The 18,345-nt window shown below is 32.7% G+C and carries 15 protein-coding genes; 4 read left to right on the plus strand and 11 right to left on the minus strand.

Features of this window, described 5'->3' with window-relative positions:
• Positions 1-39 precede the first annotated feature (39 nt).
• From ACJTHF_RS01155 to opp3b, 7 genes are all read right to left on the minus strand, one after another.
• Complete coding sequence (locus tag ACJTHF_RS01155) at positions 40-1,680, minus strand: peptide ABC transporter substrate-binding protein (RefSeq protein WP_107609437.1); 1,641 nt, start codon at positions 1,678-1,680, stop codon at positions 40-42.
• A gap of 192 nt (positions 1,681-1,872) precedes the next feature.
• Positions 1,873-3,528 carry a peptide ABC transporter substrate-binding protein gene (locus ACJTHF_RS01160; protein ID WP_107603551.1) on the minus strand — a complete coding sequence of 552 codons (1,656 nt, stop codon included), beginning with the start codon at positions 3,526-3,528 and terminating at the stop codon, positions 1,873-1,875.
• A gap of 89 nt (positions 3,529-3,617) precedes the next feature.
• Entirely contained in the window at positions 3,618-5,288 is a 1,671-nt protein-coding gene (locus tag ACJTHF_RS01165; RefSeq protein WP_107603510.1) for a peptide ABC transporter substrate-binding protein, read from the minus strand.
• Positions 5,289-5,476: 188 nt separating this feature from the next.
• Positions 5,477-6,442 (minus strand): ABC transporter ATP-binding protein, encoded by a 966-nt coding sequence (locus tag ACJTHF_RS01170; protein WP_048541993.1) that lies wholly within the window; start codon positions 6,440-6,442, stop codon positions 5,477-5,479.
• The gene (locus tag ACJTHF_RS01175) at positions 6,442-7,515 is read right to left on the minus strand and encodes an ABC transporter ATP-binding protein (protein WP_407812513.1); all 1,074 of its coding nucleotides are present in this window, start codon (positions 7,513-7,515) and stop codon (positions 6,442-6,444) included. The genes ACJTHF_RS01170 and ACJTHF_RS01175 overlap by 1 nt, the downstream gene beginning before the upstream one ends.
• Positions 7,516-7,529: 14 nt before the next feature.
• Positions 7,530-8,600 (minus strand): oligopeptide ABC transporter permease, encoded by a 1,071-nt coding sequence (gene opp3C / locus ACJTHF_RS01180; RefSeq protein WP_058592519.1) that lies wholly within the window; start codon positions 8,598-8,600, stop codon positions 7,530-7,532.
• Positions 8,600-9,526 (minus strand): oligopeptide ABC transporter permease, encoded by a 927-nt coding sequence (opp3b, locus tag ACJTHF_RS01185; protein WP_025905684.1) that lies wholly within the window; start codon positions 9,524-9,526, stop codon positions 8,600-8,602. The genes opp3C and opp3b overlap by 1 nt, the downstream gene beginning before the upstream one ends.
• Positions 9,527-9,907: 381 nt before the next feature.
• On the opposite strand from opp3b, the gene ACJTHF_RS01190 reads away from it, so the two are divergent.
• A complete protein-coding gene (locus ACJTHF_RS01190) occupies positions 9,908-10,279 on the plus strand; it encodes a DUF3899 domain-containing protein (RefSeq protein ID WP_058592520.1) in 372 nt (123 codons plus the stop codon).
• Positions 10,280-10,342: 63 nt separating this feature from the next.
• Here ACJTHF_RS01190 and fabF read toward each other — a convergent pair whose 3' ends face one another.
• Positions 10,343-11,587, minus strand: a complete 1,245-nt coding sequence (fabF, locus tag ACJTHF_RS01195; protein WP_058592521.1) for a beta-ketoacyl-ACP synthase II — start codon at positions 11,585-11,587, stop codon at positions 10,343-10,345.
• A 14-nt stretch (positions 11,588-11,601) separates the two neighbouring features.
• A complete protein-coding gene (locus tag ACJTHF_RS01200; RefSeq protein WP_048541989.1) occupies positions 11,602-12,543 on the minus strand; it encodes a beta-ketoacyl-ACP synthase III in 942 nt (313 codons plus the stop codon).
• 186 nt (positions 12,544-12,729) lie between these two features.
• On the opposite strand from ACJTHF_RS01200, the gene ACJTHF_RS01205 reads away from it, so the two are divergent.
• On the plus strand, positions 12,730-12,933 hold the full coding sequence (locus tag ACJTHF_RS01205; protein WP_025905688.1) for a YjzD family protein: 204 nt from the start codon (positions 12,730-12,732) through the stop codon (positions 12,931-12,933).
• 383 nt (positions 12,934-13,316) lie between these two features.
• Here the strand turns inward: ACJTHF_RS01205 and clpB are convergent, their stop codons facing one another.
• Complete coding sequence (gene clpB / locus ACJTHF_RS01210) at positions 13,317-15,914, minus strand: ATP-dependent chaperone ClpB (RefSeq protein ID WP_153653811.1); 2,598 nt, start codon at positions 15,912-15,914, stop codon at positions 13,317-13,319.
• Between the two features lie 169 nt (positions 15,915-16,083).
• Here clpB and ACJTHF_RS01215 point away from each other — a divergent pair, with 169 nt between their 5' ends.
• Positions 16,084-16,776 carry a Crp/Fnr family transcriptional regulator gene (locus tag ACJTHF_RS01215; protein ID WP_058591467.1) on the plus strand — a complete coding sequence of 231 codons (693 nt, stop codon included), beginning with the start codon at positions 16,084-16,086 and terminating at the stop codon, positions 16,774-16,776.
• Between the two features lie 315 nt (positions 16,777-17,091).
• Here ACJTHF_RS01215 and ACJTHF_RS01220 read toward each other — a convergent pair whose 3' ends face one another.
• Positions 17,092-17,400, minus strand: coding sequence for a metal-sulfur cluster assembly factor (locus ACJTHF_RS01220; RefSeq protein ID WP_037588867.1), 309 nt, complete (start codon positions 17,398-17,400; stop codon positions 17,092-17,094).
• Positions 17,401-17,520: 120 nt separating this feature from the next.
• Here ACJTHF_RS01220 and ACJTHF_RS01225 point away from each other — a divergent pair, with 120 nt between their 5' ends.
• Positions 17,521-18,333, plus strand: a complete 813-nt coding sequence (locus tag ACJTHF_RS01225) for a Cof-type HAD-IIB family hydrolase (protein ID WP_232156541.1) — start codon at positions 17,521-17,523, stop codon at positions 18,331-18,333.
• The last annotated feature ends 12 nt before the right edge of the window (positions 18,334-18,345 follow it).

Here is an 18,345-nt window from a genome sequence, read left to right on the forward strand (position 1 = left end):
TCATCCCCTTAGTTTATATTTAGTTAAACTACAGATTTGTTACTTTTGAACATAGGCATGTTTTAAATCTGTATCTCCACCAAACTTATGTCTTTCAATATCTTTCACATAACTTTGCGTTAATCTTGCATTCCCTTGTTGATAAATAGGTACAATAACCGCTTCATCTAACAATAATGATTCAGCATCTTGCATAGCTTCAACACGTTCTTGTTCTTTATCTAACAATTTATCTCCCGCATCGTTAATTTTGCTATCATATTCTTTATTCTTCCAACCAGTTTCATTCATCACATTATCACTTGTAAATAATTCTAAGAATGTCATAGCATCTGGGTAATCTGGGCCCCATCTACCGAATGAAATTTGATAATCCATGTTTGCTTCTAATTTTAATTTTTGCTTATAAGGCTGTTGTTTAACTTTGATTGTTACACCTGGTAAGTTTTGCTCAATTTGCTCTTTAAAGTATTCAGCATCTTTTTTAGCGTTGTCTTGGTCATAAGTTAATAATTCAAAAGTAAATTCATCTTTACCAAGTTCTTTCTTAGCAGCTTCTAAATGTTTCTTAGCTTCTGCTTTATTGAATTTATTATCTGTTTTAACACCTTTTGTATAGTCTTCTCCTTTAGTATCCTTTACAAATTCTGTAGGTACTAATGAGTTTGCTGCTTTAGAACCATTGTTTAAATTACTCTTAACATATTGTTCTCTATCAATTGATTGTGCGATTGCCATTCTTAAATCTTTATTTTTGAATTCAGGTACATCTTTTTGATTCATTCTCATAAAGTAAACTCTTGATTCAAGTTCTGTGTTATAAGCTTTATCATTTTTATATTTCTTAACATTTTCTGCTGGGATAAGTGCTTCATCTACATCCCCTGCGTTATACATATTTAGAGCTGTTTGAGGCTCTTTAACAACTTTAAAATTCACACTATTTAATTTCACATTACCTTTATCCCAATATTCTTTGTTCTTAGTTAAAGTATAATTATCTTCTGTCTTCCAGTCAGATAACGTAAACGGTCCATTGTATAGAGTATCTTCAGCAGTTGTACCGTATTTATCGCCTTTTTCTTTTACGAATTTTTCATTTTGCGGTAAAAATGAACCGAATGACAATAATTCTTGGTAATAAGGTAATTCACGATTAAGTTTAATTTCTAATGTTTTGTCATCAATCGCTTTAACACCTAATTCTTCAGGCTTCTTATCACCTTTGTTAATATCTTCGGCATTTTCAATATCAAACATAATAAATGCATACTCAGAAGCAGTCTTTGGATCAACTAATTTACGCCAAGCATATACGAAATCATCTGCAGTAACTTTATCGCCATTCGACCACTTTGCATCTCTTAATTCAATCGTCCATGTCAAACCGTCTTTAGATTTTTTAGGATCACCCTTTGCAATACCCGGAATCGCTTTGTCATTTTTGTCTAACTTATACAACCCTTCCATCGTATTATTTAATGCATCAAAAGACACAGCATCAGTTGCTAAAGATGAATCCATTGATGGAATATCCGAAATAGAAATTAATCGTAACTTTTTGCCATCCCCTGCAGAACTGTCACTTTTATCCTTTCCGTTTCCACCACTACATGCCGATAAAAGTAAAATTATCGACAGAAATACTAAAAAGCTCCACCTTGCATGTTTGTTTTTCATAAACATTTCCCCTTATTCAATTTTTGAAAATTCAGTCATTTCTGAACTTTCTTCAATTATAATGTTAATTTGTTTGTGTCGCAACATAAGTTATCAAGAAATACAATTTTTAGGATTTAATAAAGATTATGAAATAATATTATAAAATAAACCTTACAAATATTGTGTATTTGTAAGGTTTATTCCTAGTGTTTATTTTGCGCCTTCTATTTCAACGCCTTTTAATGTGTAATCTCCACCGTATTTATGGTTTTGCCAATTTTTAATATATGGCTGTCTTAATCTTGCAGAACCTGTTTGGAATAATGGAGATATAGATGCTGAATCTAAAAATTCTGATTCTGCATCTTGTAATGCTTTAATACGTTTATCGCTATTTTCTGGTTTCAACATTTCATCTGAATTGGCTTCTTCTAACGCTTTATCATATGCTTTGTTAGCATACCCTGTTTGGTTATGCGGTGAATCTGATGTAAATAAATCTAAGAATGTTGTTGGATCTGGATAATCTGGGAACCAACCTGCAAATGAAATATCAAAGTCTTTTTTAGACTCAAGTGCGAGTTTTTGTTTAAATGGTTGTTGTTTAATTTTTAACGTTACACCAGGTAAATTTTTCTCAACTTGTTCTTTTACAAATTCTCCTGCTTTTTTAGATTCGTCTTCATCATACGTTAGCAATTCAATTGTAAATTTATCTTTACTTAAGTCTTTTTTCGCTTTTTCAAGATGTTCTTTTGCATCTTTTTTGTTATAGCTTAGAGACGACTTCACACCTTCTGTATAATCTTTATCGTCGCTATCTTTCACGAAGTCTTTAATCATTAATGTATCTAACGGTTTAGAACCATTATTCAACAACGAATTCACATAAGATTTCTTATCTATTGATTTCGCGATTGCTTTTCTTAAATCTTCATTTTTTAAGTTCTCATTTTTCTCTTTATTAATTCTGAAGAAGTAACTACCTGATGTTGCTTCAGTAGAAAAATCTTCTCTGTCTTTATATTTTTTAATGTTTTGTGCATCTAACCCAACCATGTCTAACTTACCTGTTTGATACATATTAATGGCCGTTTGCGTATTTTTAACAACTTTAACGTTCACGTCTTTAACTTTTACTTTATCTTTATCCCAATATTCGTCATTCTTTTCAAGCTTCCATTTATCTTCTGGTTTCCACTCTGTTAATTTATATGGTCCATTAGATAATGTCGTCTTAGCTGTTGTTCCAAATTTGTCACCTTGCTTTTCAACAAATTTTTCATTTTGAGGCATATATGAACCGAATGCTAATAAACTTTCCATCCAAGGCACATCTTTAATGAGTTTAATTTGAAGTGTGTGATCATCAATCGCTTTAACACCTAATTCTTCAGGCTTTTTATTACCTTGTGTAATCCCTTTTGCATTCTTTATATTTTCAAACATATATGCAAATTCTGCAGCTGTATCTGGGTCCACTGACCTTTGCCATGCATATACAAAATCATGTGCAGTTACTGGATCTCCGTTAGACCATTTAGCATTATCTCTTAATTGAATCGTCCATGTTTTCCCATCGCTAGACTTTTTAGGTTTATCTTTTGCAACACCTGGTATAGGTTTATCATTTTTATCTAATACGTATAAGCCTTCTAATGTTTGAGCAAAAGTTGTAAATGATACTTGGTCAGCCGCTAATGATGGGTCCATAGTTGGTATATCATCACCTGATGATAAATTCAGCTCATTTTTAGATTTGGATTGTTTAATATTGCTACCTTTTTCATCTTTATCATTACTACACGCTGACAAAATAAGCATTAATGAGACAACTATCATAAATATGACTTTATACTTTTTCATTTTTAATGCGCCTCCTCATTATTGTGTCAAACATCGTGAAAATATAAAGAAAAGCAACCAATGTTTCCATTGATTGCTTTCATTCACTTTTATTTAGCTCCAGCGATTTCTACTTCTTTAAGTGAGTAGTCTCCACCGAATTTATGTGGTTGCCAGTTTTTAACGTAAGGTTGACGTAAACGTGCGACACCTTGTTGGTAAAGTGGTCCAATTGAAGCTGAGTCTAAGAATTTAGTTTCTGCATCTTGTAATAATTTAGTACGTTTTTCACTATTTTCATCTTTTAACATTTCATCAGAATTAGCTTCTTCTAATGCTTTATCGTACTCAGCATTTGCATATCCTGTTTGGTTATGTGGACTATTTTTCTTAAATAAATCTAAGAACGTAGTTGAGTCTGGATAGTCAGGACCCCAACCAGCGAATGAAATGTCATAATCGCCTTTAGATTCTAATGCTAATTTTTGTTTGAACGGTTGTTGTTTAATTTTTAATGTTACACCTGGTAAGTTTTTCTCAACTTGCTCTTTAACGAATTCAGCTGCTTTTTTAGATTCATCAGCATCATAAGTTAATAATTCGATGTTGAATTTATCTTTACCAGTTGCTTTTTTAGCTTTTTCTAATAATTTCTTAGCTTCTTCTTTGTCGTAACCTAACGGAGATTTAACGCCATCGATGTAGTCTTTACCATCTTCATCTTTAACGAAATCTTTAACCATTAATTTATCTGAAGGAACAGAACCATTGTTTAATAATGATTTAACATATTGTTCCTTATCAATAGATTTTGCGAATGCTTTTCTTAAATCTTGATTTTCTAAATCTTTGTTTTTAGTTTTGTTAATTCTAAAGAAGAAATTAGATGAGTTTAATTGAGTAGAGAAGTCTTCTCTATCTTTATATTTGTTTACATTAGATGAATCTAATGACACAGTATCTAATTTACCAGTTTGGTACATATTAACTGCTGTTTGTACTTCTTTTACAACTTTATAGTTAACTTCTTTAAGTTTAACTTTGTCTTTATCCCAATATTCTTTGTTTGGTACAAGCTTCCAGTTATCTTCAGTTTTCCATTCTTTCATAATGAATGGACCGTTTGATAATGTAGCATCAGCTGTAGTCCCGAATTTCTTACCTTGCTTCTCAACGAATTTTTCATTTTGAGGCATGAATGAACCGAAAGCAAATAGACTTTGCATCCAAGGAACGTCTTTAATTAATTTAATTTCTAAAGTTTTATCATCAATTGCTTTAACACCTAATTCTTCAGGTTTTTTCTTACCTGCAGTGATGTCTTTAGCATTCTCGATATTTTCAAACATATATGCATATTCAGCTGCTGTGTCTGGATCTACAGTTCTTTGCCAAGCATAAACGAAGTCATGCGCTGTTACTGGATCACCATTTGACCATTTTGCATTGTCTCTTAATTTAATCGTCCAAGTTTTGCCGTCTGCAGATTTTTCTGGATCTGCTTCTGCTACACCTGGTGCAGGATTATCATCTTTATCTAATACATATAATCCTTCTAAAGTTTGGTTAAATGTAAAGAATGATACTTGGTCTGTAGCTAAAGATGAATCCATAGTTGGAATATCTGATGTTGAAGCTAAGTTTAAGACGTTTTCAGACTTTTCGCTCTTAACGCCGCCTTTACCACCTTCGTCACTTTTAGAACCGCCACCACTACATGCTGCTAACGTTAAAACAGCTGCAACGAGTATTGACAATAAAACCGAAATCTTTTTCCTCATATAGCTTTTCCCCCTTGTTTTCTTTCTCCTGAATTATTCAGAAGATTTGTAATTTTATTATATTTTAAAAATGTATGAAAAACAATAGTAATCCATACAATTTTCAAACAATTGAAATAATGCAAAATAAAACCTTCAAAAACCTTATAAATCTAAAAAATGAATATAATATTATTTTTAATATAAAGTTATGCTTCTGTTAAATCGAAGTCTTTATTATAGTTGGCTTTCTTCTCAGCAAATTCTTTTTCAGAACAATATACAAAGTGATCCGGACCTACTTCTCTTAATTCTAGTTTGTCGTCGTCTTCATATTTATGTATATCTGGATTATACGAAGATCTTGTTCTTGTTCGTTCCGAATCAGGGTCTGGTAACGGAATCGCTGATAATAATGATTTTGTATATTCATGTTGAGGATGCTTATAAATTTGGTCAGATGGTCCAAGTTCAACCAATTTACCAAAGTACATCACACCAATTCTATCTGAAATATATTTAACCATTGATAAATCATGGGCGATGAATAAGAACGTAATGCCTTTTTCATCTTGTAGCTTTTGCATTAAGTTAACAACTTGTGCTTGAATCGAAACATCAAGTGCAGAGATTGGTTCATCTGCAATAATGAATTCTGGTTCAACAGCTAATGCACGCGCAATTCCTAACCTTTGTCTTTGTCCACCAGAGAACTCATGTGGATATCTATTAGCATGCTCTTTATTTAAACCAACTGTTTCAAGCAACTCGTAAACACGTTTTTTTCTTTCTTCTTTACTTGAAACTAGTTTGTGAACATCTAATCCTTCAGCAATAATATCCATAACTTTAAGACGTGGATTTAATGATGCATATGGATCTTGAAAAATCATTTGCATACGACGATTAAATCGTAATAAGTCTTTACGCTTTTTGATATTTTGTATATCAACGTTATCAAAGATGACTTTCCCGTCAGTTGCATCATATAGTTTAATAAGTGTGCGCCCCGTTGTAGATTTACCACAACCAGACTCGCCAACTAAACCTAATGTTTCACCTTTAAATATTTGAAATGATATATCATCTACTGCTTTTACCTCATTTTTCTTCCCTACGTTGAAATATTGCTTTAAATTTTGAACATCAATGAGTACTTCTTTTTTATCAGCCATTAGAACGTCACCCTTTCTACACGTTTTGGCTTGTCAAATTGATCTGGTGTTGCTTTTTGTTTTAATTTAACAGCTTCTGGTAATTCTACTTTAGGTGCTCTTTCATCTAACAACCATGACTTCACAAAGTGTGTAGGTGAAATTTGGAACCAAGGTGGCTCTTCCTTAAAGTCAATATCTAAGGCATATTCACTACGTCTAGCAAATGCATCTCCAACAGGTGGCTTGATTAAATCTGGTGGTGTTCCAGGAATAGCCAAAAGTTCTGTATCATGAGATGTTTCTAAACTTGGCATTGATGATAGTAAACCCCATGTGTATGGATGTTTAGGATTATAGAAAATTTCATCAACTGAACCTGTTTCTACAATTTGTCCACCATACATAACTGCTACTCTATCTGCCACGTTTGCTACTACACCTAAGTCATGTGTAATAAAGATAATAGAAGTATCTATTTTATGTTGTAATTCTTTCATCAATTCTAAAATTTGTGCTTGAATGGTTACGTCTAATGCTGTTGTAGGTTCATCTGCAATTAAGATTTTAGGGTCACAAGCTAATGCTGTTGCAATAACAATCCTTTGTCTTTGACCACCTGAAAATTGGTGAGGATAGTTATTAAATCTTTCTTTTGCTTTCGGTAAACCTACTAAATTTAAAATATCTAATGCACGTTTTTTCGCATCTTGTTTAGATAATTTTTGATGCTTAATAAGTGGTTCCATGACTTGCTTACCAATTTTCATTGTTGGGTTGAGTGAAGTCATAGGACCTTGGAATATCATACCAATCTCTTTACCACGAATCTTCTGCATTTCTTTTTCGCTTAATTTTGCAATATCTTTCCCGTCAAACAAAATGGAACCGTCTTTAATTCTACCTACTTTTTTCGGCAATAAACGTGTTAATGCTTTAGTCGTAACAGATTTACCAGAACCTGATTCTCCAACTATTGCTAGTGTTTCCCCTTTATCTAAATAAAAGTCTACACCTCTTACTGCTTGTACTTCCCCCGCGTCAATGTCGAAGGAAACATGTAAGTTATTTACTTCTAATATTCTCTTAGCCATAATTAATTTCCTCCTTATTTACGCATTTTAGGGTCAAACGCATCTCTTAAACCATCACTGAATAAGTAGAAGAATAAGATTAATAAACTTAATACTGTTGCTGGTACGAATAATTCATGTGGGTAAATCAGCAACATTTTTCTACCTGTATCAACTAATGAACCTAGTGATGCTTGTGGTGCAGGAATACCTAATCCAATGAAGCTTAAGAATGCTTCGAAGAAAATTGCACTTGGAACAGTAAACATAGATGTTACAATAATTGGGCCAAGTGTATTCGGTAAAATATGTTTAAAGATTAATTTAAAGTTAGAAACCCCTAATGTTCTAGATGCCATTACGAATTCTTGTTCTTTAATTTTCAAGAATTGTCCACGTACAATACGACTCATGCCGAGCCAACCTGTTACAGACATGGCTAAAATAATTGTCCAAATAGATGGATCAAATAGTAATACGAATAAAATTACGACAATTAAGTTTGGAATAGAAGAAAGTATTTCTACAATACGTTGTAAAATATCATCTATTCTTCCCCCGAAGTAACCTGATACAGCACCATAAATAACACCGATAAAGATATCTAAAGCTGCTGCAACAACACCTATGAATAAGGATACTTGTGTACCTCTCCAAGTACGTGTCCATAAGTCACGTCCAAGTTCATCCGTACCGAACCAGTAATTTTCTTGAACGTTTTGACTTTCATATAAGTCAAAGCCATCTCTATCTGTCCCATCAAATGGTAAGAACGGTACTTTATCTAATACTGGTATTTTCGGTGGTAAGTTCGCATGTGAAACGTTTTGATCACTAAACTTATGATCATTCATTAAAGGACCTACTAAAGAAATAACTGTCAGTAAGACAAGGAATATTAAACCAATAATCGCTAGTCTGTTCCCTACAAGTTGTTTCCAAGCATCTTGCCAAAATGTACGACTTTTTCTTTCAAATTTCTCTTCTACTACTTTATCTCTTCCATGTAATACGAAGCTTTCTGCTGGCATACCTTGTGTTGAGTGTGTGACAGAGGCGTTATCATAACCGCTATTATTTAACTTGTTATCATCATTATTAGCCATTATTTTTTACCTCCTTCAACACGGATTCTTGGATCTACTAATCCGTAAAGTACATCAACTAAAAAGATTGAAATAATAAATAAGAAACTGAATAGTAGCGTTAAAGCCATAATGACTGGATAGTCATTTGTTTGTATTGATCGAACGAATTGGTCACCTAAACCAGGAACGCCGAATATATTTTCAATTGTCAAAGTACCTGTTAAGATACCGGCTAGCATTGGCACGATAATTGTAATAATAGGAATTAATCCATTACGTACTGCATGTCCAAAGATAACACGTGCACTTGACATCCCCTTAGCTCTTGCTAATTCTATGTAATCAGAACTTAGGACCTCAATCATTTCAGAACGAATATAACGTGCAATTGTTGCTGTTACACCTGCTGCTAATGCAATTGATGGTAATACAGCAGTCATAAATCCACTCCAACCTGCTACAGGGAATATTTGCCATTCAACAGCAAATACATATTGTAGTAATACAGCTAGAACGAATGATGGAACTGAAATAAATATTACCGATAGGAAGGTGGCCCCATAGTCTACTATTGTATTTTGCCTGATTGCAGCAACTATACCTAATAATAAACCAGTAATAGTTCCTAAAATCATCGCATATGTACCCATTTCTACAGATGGTCCAAGTCTAGGTTTAATTAAACTCCAAACCTCTCTGTTATCGTATTGGAACGAAATACCAAAATCACCTTTCGCGACATTTTTTAAATAGTTTGCGTATTGTACTGGTACAGGATCATTCAGACCATACTTTTCATTTATAATAACCTTCTGCTCTTCTGATAATTTCTCATCGTTGTACGGTGAACCCGGTAACAATTTCATTAAGAAAAATGTTATCGTCATAATTAAAAACAATGATATGAACATATAAATAATACGTTTCAAAGTATACCTAACCATTGTTTTGCCTCCAATCCCCTTATCGAATTCATATTTCTTTTAATATTCAGAAATATTTATATACATTATACAGAATTTATACAATGTAAATCAACACGAATATTCAGAATTTTGAATATGAAACTAATCAAAAAAGCCAATTAATTTATTACGATAAAGCGACAACGCGACAGTAATATTCACTTATAAGGAATAAATATACAGTATATTATTACTTATTACCTATTTTTTCTAATTTTCAGTCATTTACTATGTAGTAGCATACAATAATTATACATAAGTAAAATTACACTTATTTTTTTATTAAGTTCCACAAAACATAAATATTTTTTTCTAATCTGTTATAATACACTTAAATCTAATAATAAGAGGTAGGTAATAATGAAATTTTGGGGTATTTTTACTATAGGTTATATTGGCCTATTCGCTGTCCTTTGTCTTATCTTTTTAAAAGACCTAGATCAAGCAGCTAATATATACTTTTACATCATGACATTTGCTTTTGCGGCAAGTTGGCTTGTTGCGATGAAACAAGATGGCGTTGGAGAAGTTTCTAGACAAGCAGTTCGGAAGTTTAATTTTCATATGAAATCTAAAGCGTCACAAGATTATTTGAAAGACGATGAAATCATGAATCCAAATATGAAAGAACTACATTTAAAAGAAAGAAAAATACATAACTGGGTATTACCTTTTGTCGTATTAAGTACATTATTTTTTATTATCTCAATCTTTCTAGGGTTTATCGTTTAATAATTTTCATAAATAAAAAGCAGAAACACCAACTTTTATTGGTATTTCTGCTTTTTTTATAGTCTATTTTTGATATTTCTTGAATACTAATACTGCATTATGTCCACCAAAGCCTAGACTGTTACTCATAGCGTACTCAATATCTAACTTAGCCGCTTCATTAGGCGTATAGTCTAAATCGATTTCTGGATCTGGTGTATTTGCATTAATTGTCGGAGCAACAATACTATTTTCAATTGATAAAGCCGTTAAGATTGATTCAACTGCACCAGTTGCACCAAGTAAATGACCCATCATTGATTTAGTTGAACTTACTTTTAAGTTCTTAGCTGCATCACCGAAAGTTGATTTAATAGCTAATACTTCATATAAATCACCAATTGGCGTACTTGTTCCGTGTGCATTTAAATATTGGATATCTTCTGGTTTAATACCAGCATCTTTAATGGCTTCTTGCATTGCACGAGCACCGCCTTCTCCATTTGGAGATGGTGCTGTTATATGGAATGCATCCCCAGTTGATCCATAACCTACAACCTCAGCATAAATATGTGCACCACGTGCTTCAGCTGATTCTAATGATTCTAATACGACTACACCAGCACCTTCACCCATGATGAAGCCATCTCTTCCTTCTTGGAAAGGACGACACGCTGTATTTTTATCAGGATTTGTAGATAATGCTTTATTCGCACTGAAACCTGCCATAGCCATTTCTGTTATAGGTGCCTCTGTTCCACCAGCTAACATAACATCAGCATCACCACGTTGGATGATTTTGAATGCATCACCAATAGAGTTTGTACCTGTTGCACAAGCTGTAACTGTACAACCGTTTGGTCCTTTAGCACCTAAATCTATAGATACTTGACCAGTTGCCATATCTGGAATCATCATTGGTACGAAGAAAGGACTTACACGTTTTGGACCACGTTTTAAAAGCATATTGTGTGAGTATTCGAATGTTTCCATACCACCAATACCTGAACCAATCCAAACACCTACACGGTGACTATTTTCATCTGTAATTTCATATTTAGAATCTTTTAGCGCTTCACGAGCGGCCACAATTGCATATTGCGTAAATCTATCCATTTTACGAGCATCTTTTTTCGGAATATGATCATCAATATTGAAATCTTTCAATTCACCCGCTAATTTAGCTGGAAATTCAGAAACATCAATCCTTGTTACTTCGTCTATGCCGTTTTTACCGTTAATTGCATTTTCCCAAGTAGTAGGCACGTCATTTCCTAAAGGATTTAATGTACCTAAACCAGTCATTACAACACGTTTTTTCTCTGTCATTATCCAATTTCCTCCTATTTACCCCAGCGTAACGTTATGGCACCCCAAGTCAGGCCGCCACCAAATCCAACTAGGACTATTGTATCGTTATCTTTTATTTTACCTTGTTCTAATTCATATGCAATACTTAAGGGTATTGAAGCTGCAGATGTATTCCCGTATCTATCTACAGTTACACTCATCTTCTCTTTAGCAATACCTAATCTTTCACGAGCAGATTCCATAATTCTAATATTAGCTTGATGTGGCACAAACATATCGATGTCATCTGATTGTAGACCTGCTTTTTCTACTGCTTTAGTTGAAGCTTCACCCATAATTCTAACTGCAAACTTAAAGACTTCTCGTCCATTCATTTGGATTGTATTAGCATCCATATCTTGATATAGGTATGGTCCACCATTACCATCTGAACCAAGCTCGACACTTAGTATACCTTTACCTTCTGATACTTCGCCAATGATTGCTGCGCCAGCACCATCACCAAATAATATAGCTGTACTTCTGTCATTCATATCTGTAATTTTCGTTAGTTTATCAGCACCAACTACTAATACATTTTTATAAAGACCAGATTGTACAAATTGTTGTGCAGTTACTATACCATAAATAAAACCAGTACATGCAGCAAGTTGATCCATAGAAGGTACTTTATTTAAACCTAATCTCTTCTGTAACGTTGTTGCTACAGTTGGAAATGGTTTATCCCCTGTTGAAGTTGCTACGATGATCATTTCGATTTCTTCTTTATCTATACCTGAATCTTCAATCGCTCTAACCGCAGCTTCATATGCCAAATCACTAGTATCTTCAGTATCATCAGCAAAACGTCTTTCTTTTATTCCTGTCATTTTTGTAATCCATTCATCTGAAGTATCTAAATAACTTTCAAAATATCCATTTTTTACCACTTGTTTAGGCGCATATGCACCAAAACCTTTTATACCAATATCCATTATATTGACACCTTCTTATAATCTGTTGTTATTATCAGGTACTAATTTAACATACTTGTACCATTATACACAAGCACAGACTCACTTTTAAAAATATTTAAATCGTTTTCATCATATAAGGTATACAATTTATAAAAAGTTAATTATAATAAATGATATGACATTAACAGTTACGGAGGATAAAAAATGCAATACATCTTAACTTTTATATGGGCATTCTTATTATCACAAATGATAAACTTTGTTTTACATAGTTTAGGCGGTTCAGATGAAGCGCTAAATTTTGTTAGTCCAACTATTTATGCAATCATTTTTACAGTTGTTATTATTCTTTTAGATGCTTTAGTTGGTAAATCTTCTTCGGACAAACAAAGTACACAACATTCATAAAAAATTTCCCGTCAATTATATGACGGGATTTTTTGTTTGTCATCAACTATATAATTTTTAGCTGATATTCAACGTGTGAACGTGGGCGTTGTGAACACTTCTCGCCAAACTTTTTCATAACGAGGGTCTTGTGAACACTTCTCGCCAAACTTGTTCATAACTGAGGCGTTGTGAACACTTCTTACCAAACTTGTTCATAACGAGGGCGTTATTTACAAAACTTGGCTGAACTGTTACTAAGGGCGGCTATAATTACAAAACTCGGTCGAAGTGTTACTAAGACACTCGTTATTTGCACTTCTCACCAAACTTGCTAATTACTTCTTAACTATCTTATACACATCACCAAAAAAATCCCGCCAATTACATGACGGGATTCTTTATTATGCATTTACTTCAAATTTAACTTCACCATCTACTAAGTGTACGTTTACTATTGTACCTTCTTTTAATTCTTGACCGATCATTAATCTTGCTAAAGGAGTTTCAATTTGTCTTTGTACAAATCGTTTCAATGGTCTTGCACCAAATTGTGGTTCATATGCTTCTTCAGCTATCCACTCTTTCACATCTTGATCTACACTCACTTTGATGTGTTGGTCTACTAATCGAATGTTTAAGTTTGTAATAATATGATCTACGATATGACTCATATCTTTAATAGAAAGTGGTTTGAATAATACAATATCGTCCATTCTGTTTAATATTTCTGGTTTAAAGTATGCATGCAAGCTGTCGTCTACTTGTTTTTTAGCTGATTCTTCAATTTCACCATTTTCAGTAACACCATCTAATAAATATTGTGATCCAATGTTACTTGTCATAATGATAATTGTATTTTTAAAATCAACACTGCGACCTTTTGCATCTGTCAATCTGCCTTCATCTAATAATTGAAGTAGTACATTAAACACATCATTGTGTGCTTTTTCAATTTCATCTAATAAAATAACTGAATATGGTTGTCTTCTAACCGCTTCTGTTAATTGGCCACCTTCTTCATAACCTACATAACCTGGAGGAGCACCAATCAAACGTGCTACAGAGTGTTTTTCCATATATTCACTCATATCTATTCTGATCATATGTTTTTCAGAATCGAATAATGTTGCTGCTAATGTCTTAGCTAATTCAGTTTTACCGACACCAGTAGGACCTAAGAATAAGAAACTACCAATTGGTCTATTCGGATCTTTAATACCTGCTCTTGCTCTTACAACAGCATCTGACACTAAATCTACTGCTTCATCTTGACCGACAACTCTTTCATGTAGAATGTCTGAAAGTTTAAGTAATTTTTCTCTTTCAGTTTCAACAAGTCTTGATACTGGAATACCTGTCCATTGACTGACGATATAACCAATTTCTTCATCTGTTACAACTTCTCTAATAAGTCGGTCATGATCTGAACCTGTTTCTTCAGCAAATGCTTCTTCTAATTCTTTTAATTCTGCTTCTATTTGTGGAATCTTGCCGTGTTTAAGTTCTGCTGCTTTAGCTAAATCATATTGATTTTCTGCATTTTCGAGCGCTTGTTTACTTTCATCTAATTCTGCTCTTTTATCTTGTAATGATTTGATTTGTTCTTTCTCTTGTTCAACTTTACTTTGTAATTGTTGTTGTTTTTCTTTTTCATCGGCTAATTCTTTTTGTAATTCTTCTAGACGAATTTGACTGCTTTGATCAGATTCTGATTTAAGTGCATTTTCTTCAATTTCTAACTGCATCACACGTCTATTTACAGCATCTAATTCAGTTGGATTAGAACCCATTTCTGTACGTATTGTTGCACAAGCTTGGTCTACTAAATCTATCGCTTTGTCTGGTAAGAATCTATCTGTAATATATCTATCTGATAATTCCGTTGCTGCCACTAATGCTCTATCTTGAATACGAACACCATGGTGTACTTCATATCTTTCTTTCAAACCTCTTAAAATTGATATAGTATCTTCTAAGTCAGGTTCTTTAACGTTTACTTTTTGGAAACGTCTTTCTAATGCTGAGTCTTTTTCAATGTATTGACGATATTCATTTAAAGTTGTTGCACCGATACAGTGTAACTCACCTCTTGCTAACATTGGTTTAAGCATGTTACCTGCATCCATTGCACCATCTGTTTTACCTGCGCCAACTAACATATGAATTTCATCAATGAATAATAAAATTCTTCCTTCAGATTCTTTAACTTCTTTTAAGACTGCTTTTAATCTTTCTTCAAATTCACCACGGAATTTGGCACCAGCTACTAGTGCTGATAAATCTAATTCAAAAATTGTTTTATCTAATAGTGATTCAGGAACATCTCTTTTAACAATTCGTTGAGCAAGTCCTTCTACAATGGCTGTTTTACCAACACCAGGCTCGCCTATTAATACTGGGTTATTTTTAGTTTTTCTACTTAATATACGAATCGTATTACGAATTTCCTCATCTCTACCGATTACAGGATCCATTTTCCCTTTTCGAACTTCTTCGACTAAATCTCTACCATATTTAGATAGTGCTTCGTATTGTACTTCAGGATTTTGTGATGTCACACGATTCCCTCCTCTTATTTTATTAATAATTTCATTAACGACTTCTTTTTTATTGCCTACAATATCGATTGTTGTTTGGTCAACTTCGATGGCTGCTTTTAAAATATGCTCCATAGACATATAGTCGTCTTGCATTTCTTCTTTAATTTTATCTGCTTTAATAAATAATTCATTAAGCTTTGGCGAAATATATTGTCCATAATGGACGTTATCACCTTTAACTACAGAATATTGTTTTAGCTTTTGTTCATATTTATCTTTTAAAATTTCTGTATCAATATTTGCTCTTTCAAGCGTTCTTTTATAAATACTTTCATCTTCATTTAATGCTGCTAGTAATACAGCTTCTATTTCAATATTTTGTAGTTGATATGATTGTGATAATTGTTGTGCTTGTTCAATTGCACTTTGTACGGAATATGTCATCTGATTAATATCCAAATGTATCACCTCTTTAAATTTTCAAAGGTCAATAGTTTGACTATCTTTGACCTTAATTTGATTATATACCTTTTGACCTTCTTTGACAAATATAAAGCACCAAAATTACAAACCTTTTTCATGACATTTTATGGTAAACTATAAGTGAAATCATAAGGGGAGTGATCTTTTGCAAACTACATATATAGAGGCAACTTCAATTATTGAGTATATTATTCAACATGGTCAACGACACCATTTTAATGCCCACCATTATATATACCATACTGGAGACTTATGTAATCATATTTATGTAATTGTAGAGGGAAAAGTCATTACACATCGCGTAATGGAAGACGGGAAAGAATTTAATACTAAACTATTAGGCAGGCATAGTATTTTCGGGTCGACAACATTATTTTGTGGAAGAAAGACACATAGCCTTTCAGCAAGAGTAAAAGAAGCAGCTGTCGTATTTAGTATTCCTAAAGTACAATTCGAAGAAGCCATTTTAAACGATGAAGTGCTTAAATATGAATGGTTACTATGGGTACAGAATGAAAACGAAAAAAATGAATATCAAATTAGAGATGTATATACACTTGGGAAAACGGGTGCGTTCTATTCGATATTGATTAAATTAGCAAATACCTATGGCATACAAGATGGTAATAGCATTTTGATCAATGTAGATTTAACTAATCATGAATTAGCCAATTTTTGTAATGTAACAAGAGAAAGTGTTAACCGTATGTTGAGTAATTTAAAGAAAGAGAAAATTGTCTCCATCAATCATAAAAAAATCACCATACACGACTTAGATTATTTAAAGAGAGCCATCAATTGCGAAAATTGTCCTTTATCTATATGTAGGATAGAATAAGTATTAAGATTTTAAAACCTTTATTCAATAAGGAGGATATCAATGAAAAACTTAATCTGGATTATTCTAGGTTTATGTTGTTTAGCCTATTCTATAGATTTATTTTATAATGCCATTTTTAATAACAAGCCTTTGAATCCTGTTACTACTATCATATTGATATTCGTTATATTTTATATCATTTATGCTTTGATTTCAGATAAGTATAAGAAAACAAAGTCTACTAATAATTAATTTCATTCAAGTAACTATAAACAACAAAAGCAGTAGAGATGCATGTTCTAAACATGATGCTCTACTGCTTTTTGATTACTTTTAGCTTACACCTAATGCAATTTTAGCGTAACGTGACATTTTGTCTTTGCCCCATGGTGGATTCCAGACAATGTTAACTTCTGTTTCTTTAATTTCAGGTAATTCTGCTAATGCAGTTTTAACCTGATCTATAATTTGTGGCCCCATTGGACAACCCATAGAAGTTAACGTCATTTCTACTGTGCATAATCCTTCGTCGTCTAAGTCAACGTTATATACAAGACCTAAGTTAACTATGTCAATTCCTAGTTCAGGGTCAATTACATTTTCAAGTGCACCGATAATACTATCTTTCATTGCTTCTTCCATATTTTCACCTCATTCTAAAAGTTACTATATATAATATATCAAATTTAAAGCATGGGTTAAAGAAAATGATATGATATTATTGTATGTATCATAAAGAAAAAATGGTAAGGAGTTATCGATATGGAAAAACATTTAATTTGTTTAGATTTAGATGGCACATTGTTAAACGATGAAAAGCGCATCTCACCTTTTACTAAAAGAGTATTACAGTATTTAAAAAAATCCGGTCATGAAATTATGATTTCAACTGGTAGACCATATCGAGCAAGTGTGGATTATTACAACGCAATGAATATGAATACCCCTATCATTAATTTTAATGGTGCTTATATTCATCATCCAACAGATAATAGGTTCCCAACGAAACATGAGCAATTTGATACTCGTATCGCATACAAAATTTATAAAGATATTAGTCAACTTGATATTAAAAATATTATTGCTGAAGTTAAAGACCAAGTGTATATCAACAACTATGATCAATCACTATTTGAAGGATTTAGCATGGGGAATCCTGAAATAAAATATGGAGAACTTGATCAATTACTTCCTGAATCTCCTACGAGTCTATTAATTCAAGCAGAAGAAAGTGAGATTCCACGTATTAAAAGACATTTAAATAAGCACTATGCTGAATTTATAGAACATCGTCGTTGGGGCGCTCCATTTCCTGTTATTGAAATTGTTAAAAAGGGTATTAACAAAGGTAAAGCGGTAAAATATGTCGCTGAATATTTAGATATAGATTTTGATAATATTATTGCTTTTGGTGATGAAGATAATGATTTTGAAATGATTCAATTTGCCAATTATGGTATCGCAATGGGAAATGCTATTCCAGAACTTAAAGAAATTGCAACAGAAGTTACATACACTAATAATAATGATGGTATCGGAAAATACTTAAACAAACATTTTGACTTAAATATGTAAGGGGGTTTTTAC

Source organism: Mammaliicoccus sp. RAM2, assembly GCF_045897195.1.
Classification (GTDB): Bacteria; Bacillota; Bacilli; order Staphylococcales; family Staphylococcaceae; genus Mammaliicoccus; species Mammaliicoccus sciuri.

Excerpts from the sequence above, each read along its gene's own strand:
- ACJTHF_RS01155 (WP_107609437.1), bottom strand. The coding sequence starts at position 1,680 with ATGAAAAACAAACATGCAAGGTGGAGCTTTTTAGTATTTCTGTCGATA.
- ACJTHF_RS01160 (WP_107603551.1), bottom strand. The coding sequence starts at position 3,528 with ATGAAAAAGTATAAAGTCATATTTATGATAGTTGTCTCATTAATGCTT.
- ACJTHF_RS01165 (WP_107603510.1), bottom strand. The coding sequence starts at position 5,288 with ATGAGGAAAAAGATTTCGGTTTTATTGTCAATACTCGTTGCAGCTGTT.
- ACJTHF_RS01170 (WP_048541993.1), bottom strand. The coding sequence starts at position 6,442 with ATGGCTGATAAAAAAGAAGTACTCATTGATGTTCAAAATTTAAAGCAA.
- ACJTHF_RS01175 (WP_407812513.1), bottom strand. The coding sequence starts at position 7,515 with ATGGCTAAGAGAATATTAGAAGTAAATAACTTACATGTTTCCTTCGAC.
- opp3C (WP_058592519.1), bottom strand. The coding sequence starts at position 8,600 with ATGGCTAATAATGATGATAACAAGTTAAATAATAGCGGTTATGATAAC.
- opp3b (WP_025905684.1), bottom strand. The coding sequence starts at position 9,526 with ATGGTTAGGTATACTTTGAAACGTATTATTTATATGTTCATATCATTG.
- ACJTHF_RS01190 (WP_058592520.1), top strand. The coding sequence starts at position 9,908 with ATGAAATTTTGGGGTATTTTTACTATAGGTTATATTGGCCTATTCGCT.
- fabF (WP_058592521.1), bottom strand. The coding sequence starts at position 11,587 with ATGACAGAGAAAAAACGTGTTGTAATGACTGGTTTAGGTACATTAAAT.
- ACJTHF_RS01200 (WP_048541989.1), bottom strand. The coding sequence starts at position 12,543 with ATGGATATTGGTATAAAAGGTTTTGGTGCATATGCGCCTAAACAAGTG.
- ACJTHF_RS01205 (WP_025905688.1), top strand. The coding sequence starts at position 12,730 with ATGCAATACATCTTAACTTTTATATGGGCATTCTTATTATCACAAATG.
- ACJTHF_RS01220 (WP_037588867.1), bottom strand. The coding sequence starts at position 17,400 with ATGGAAGAAGCAATGAAAGATAGTATTATCGGTGCACTTGAAAATGTA.
- ACJTHF_RS01225 (WP_232156541.1), top strand. The coding sequence starts at position 17,521 with ATGGAAAAACATTTAATTTGTTTAGATTTAGATGGCACATTGTTAAAC.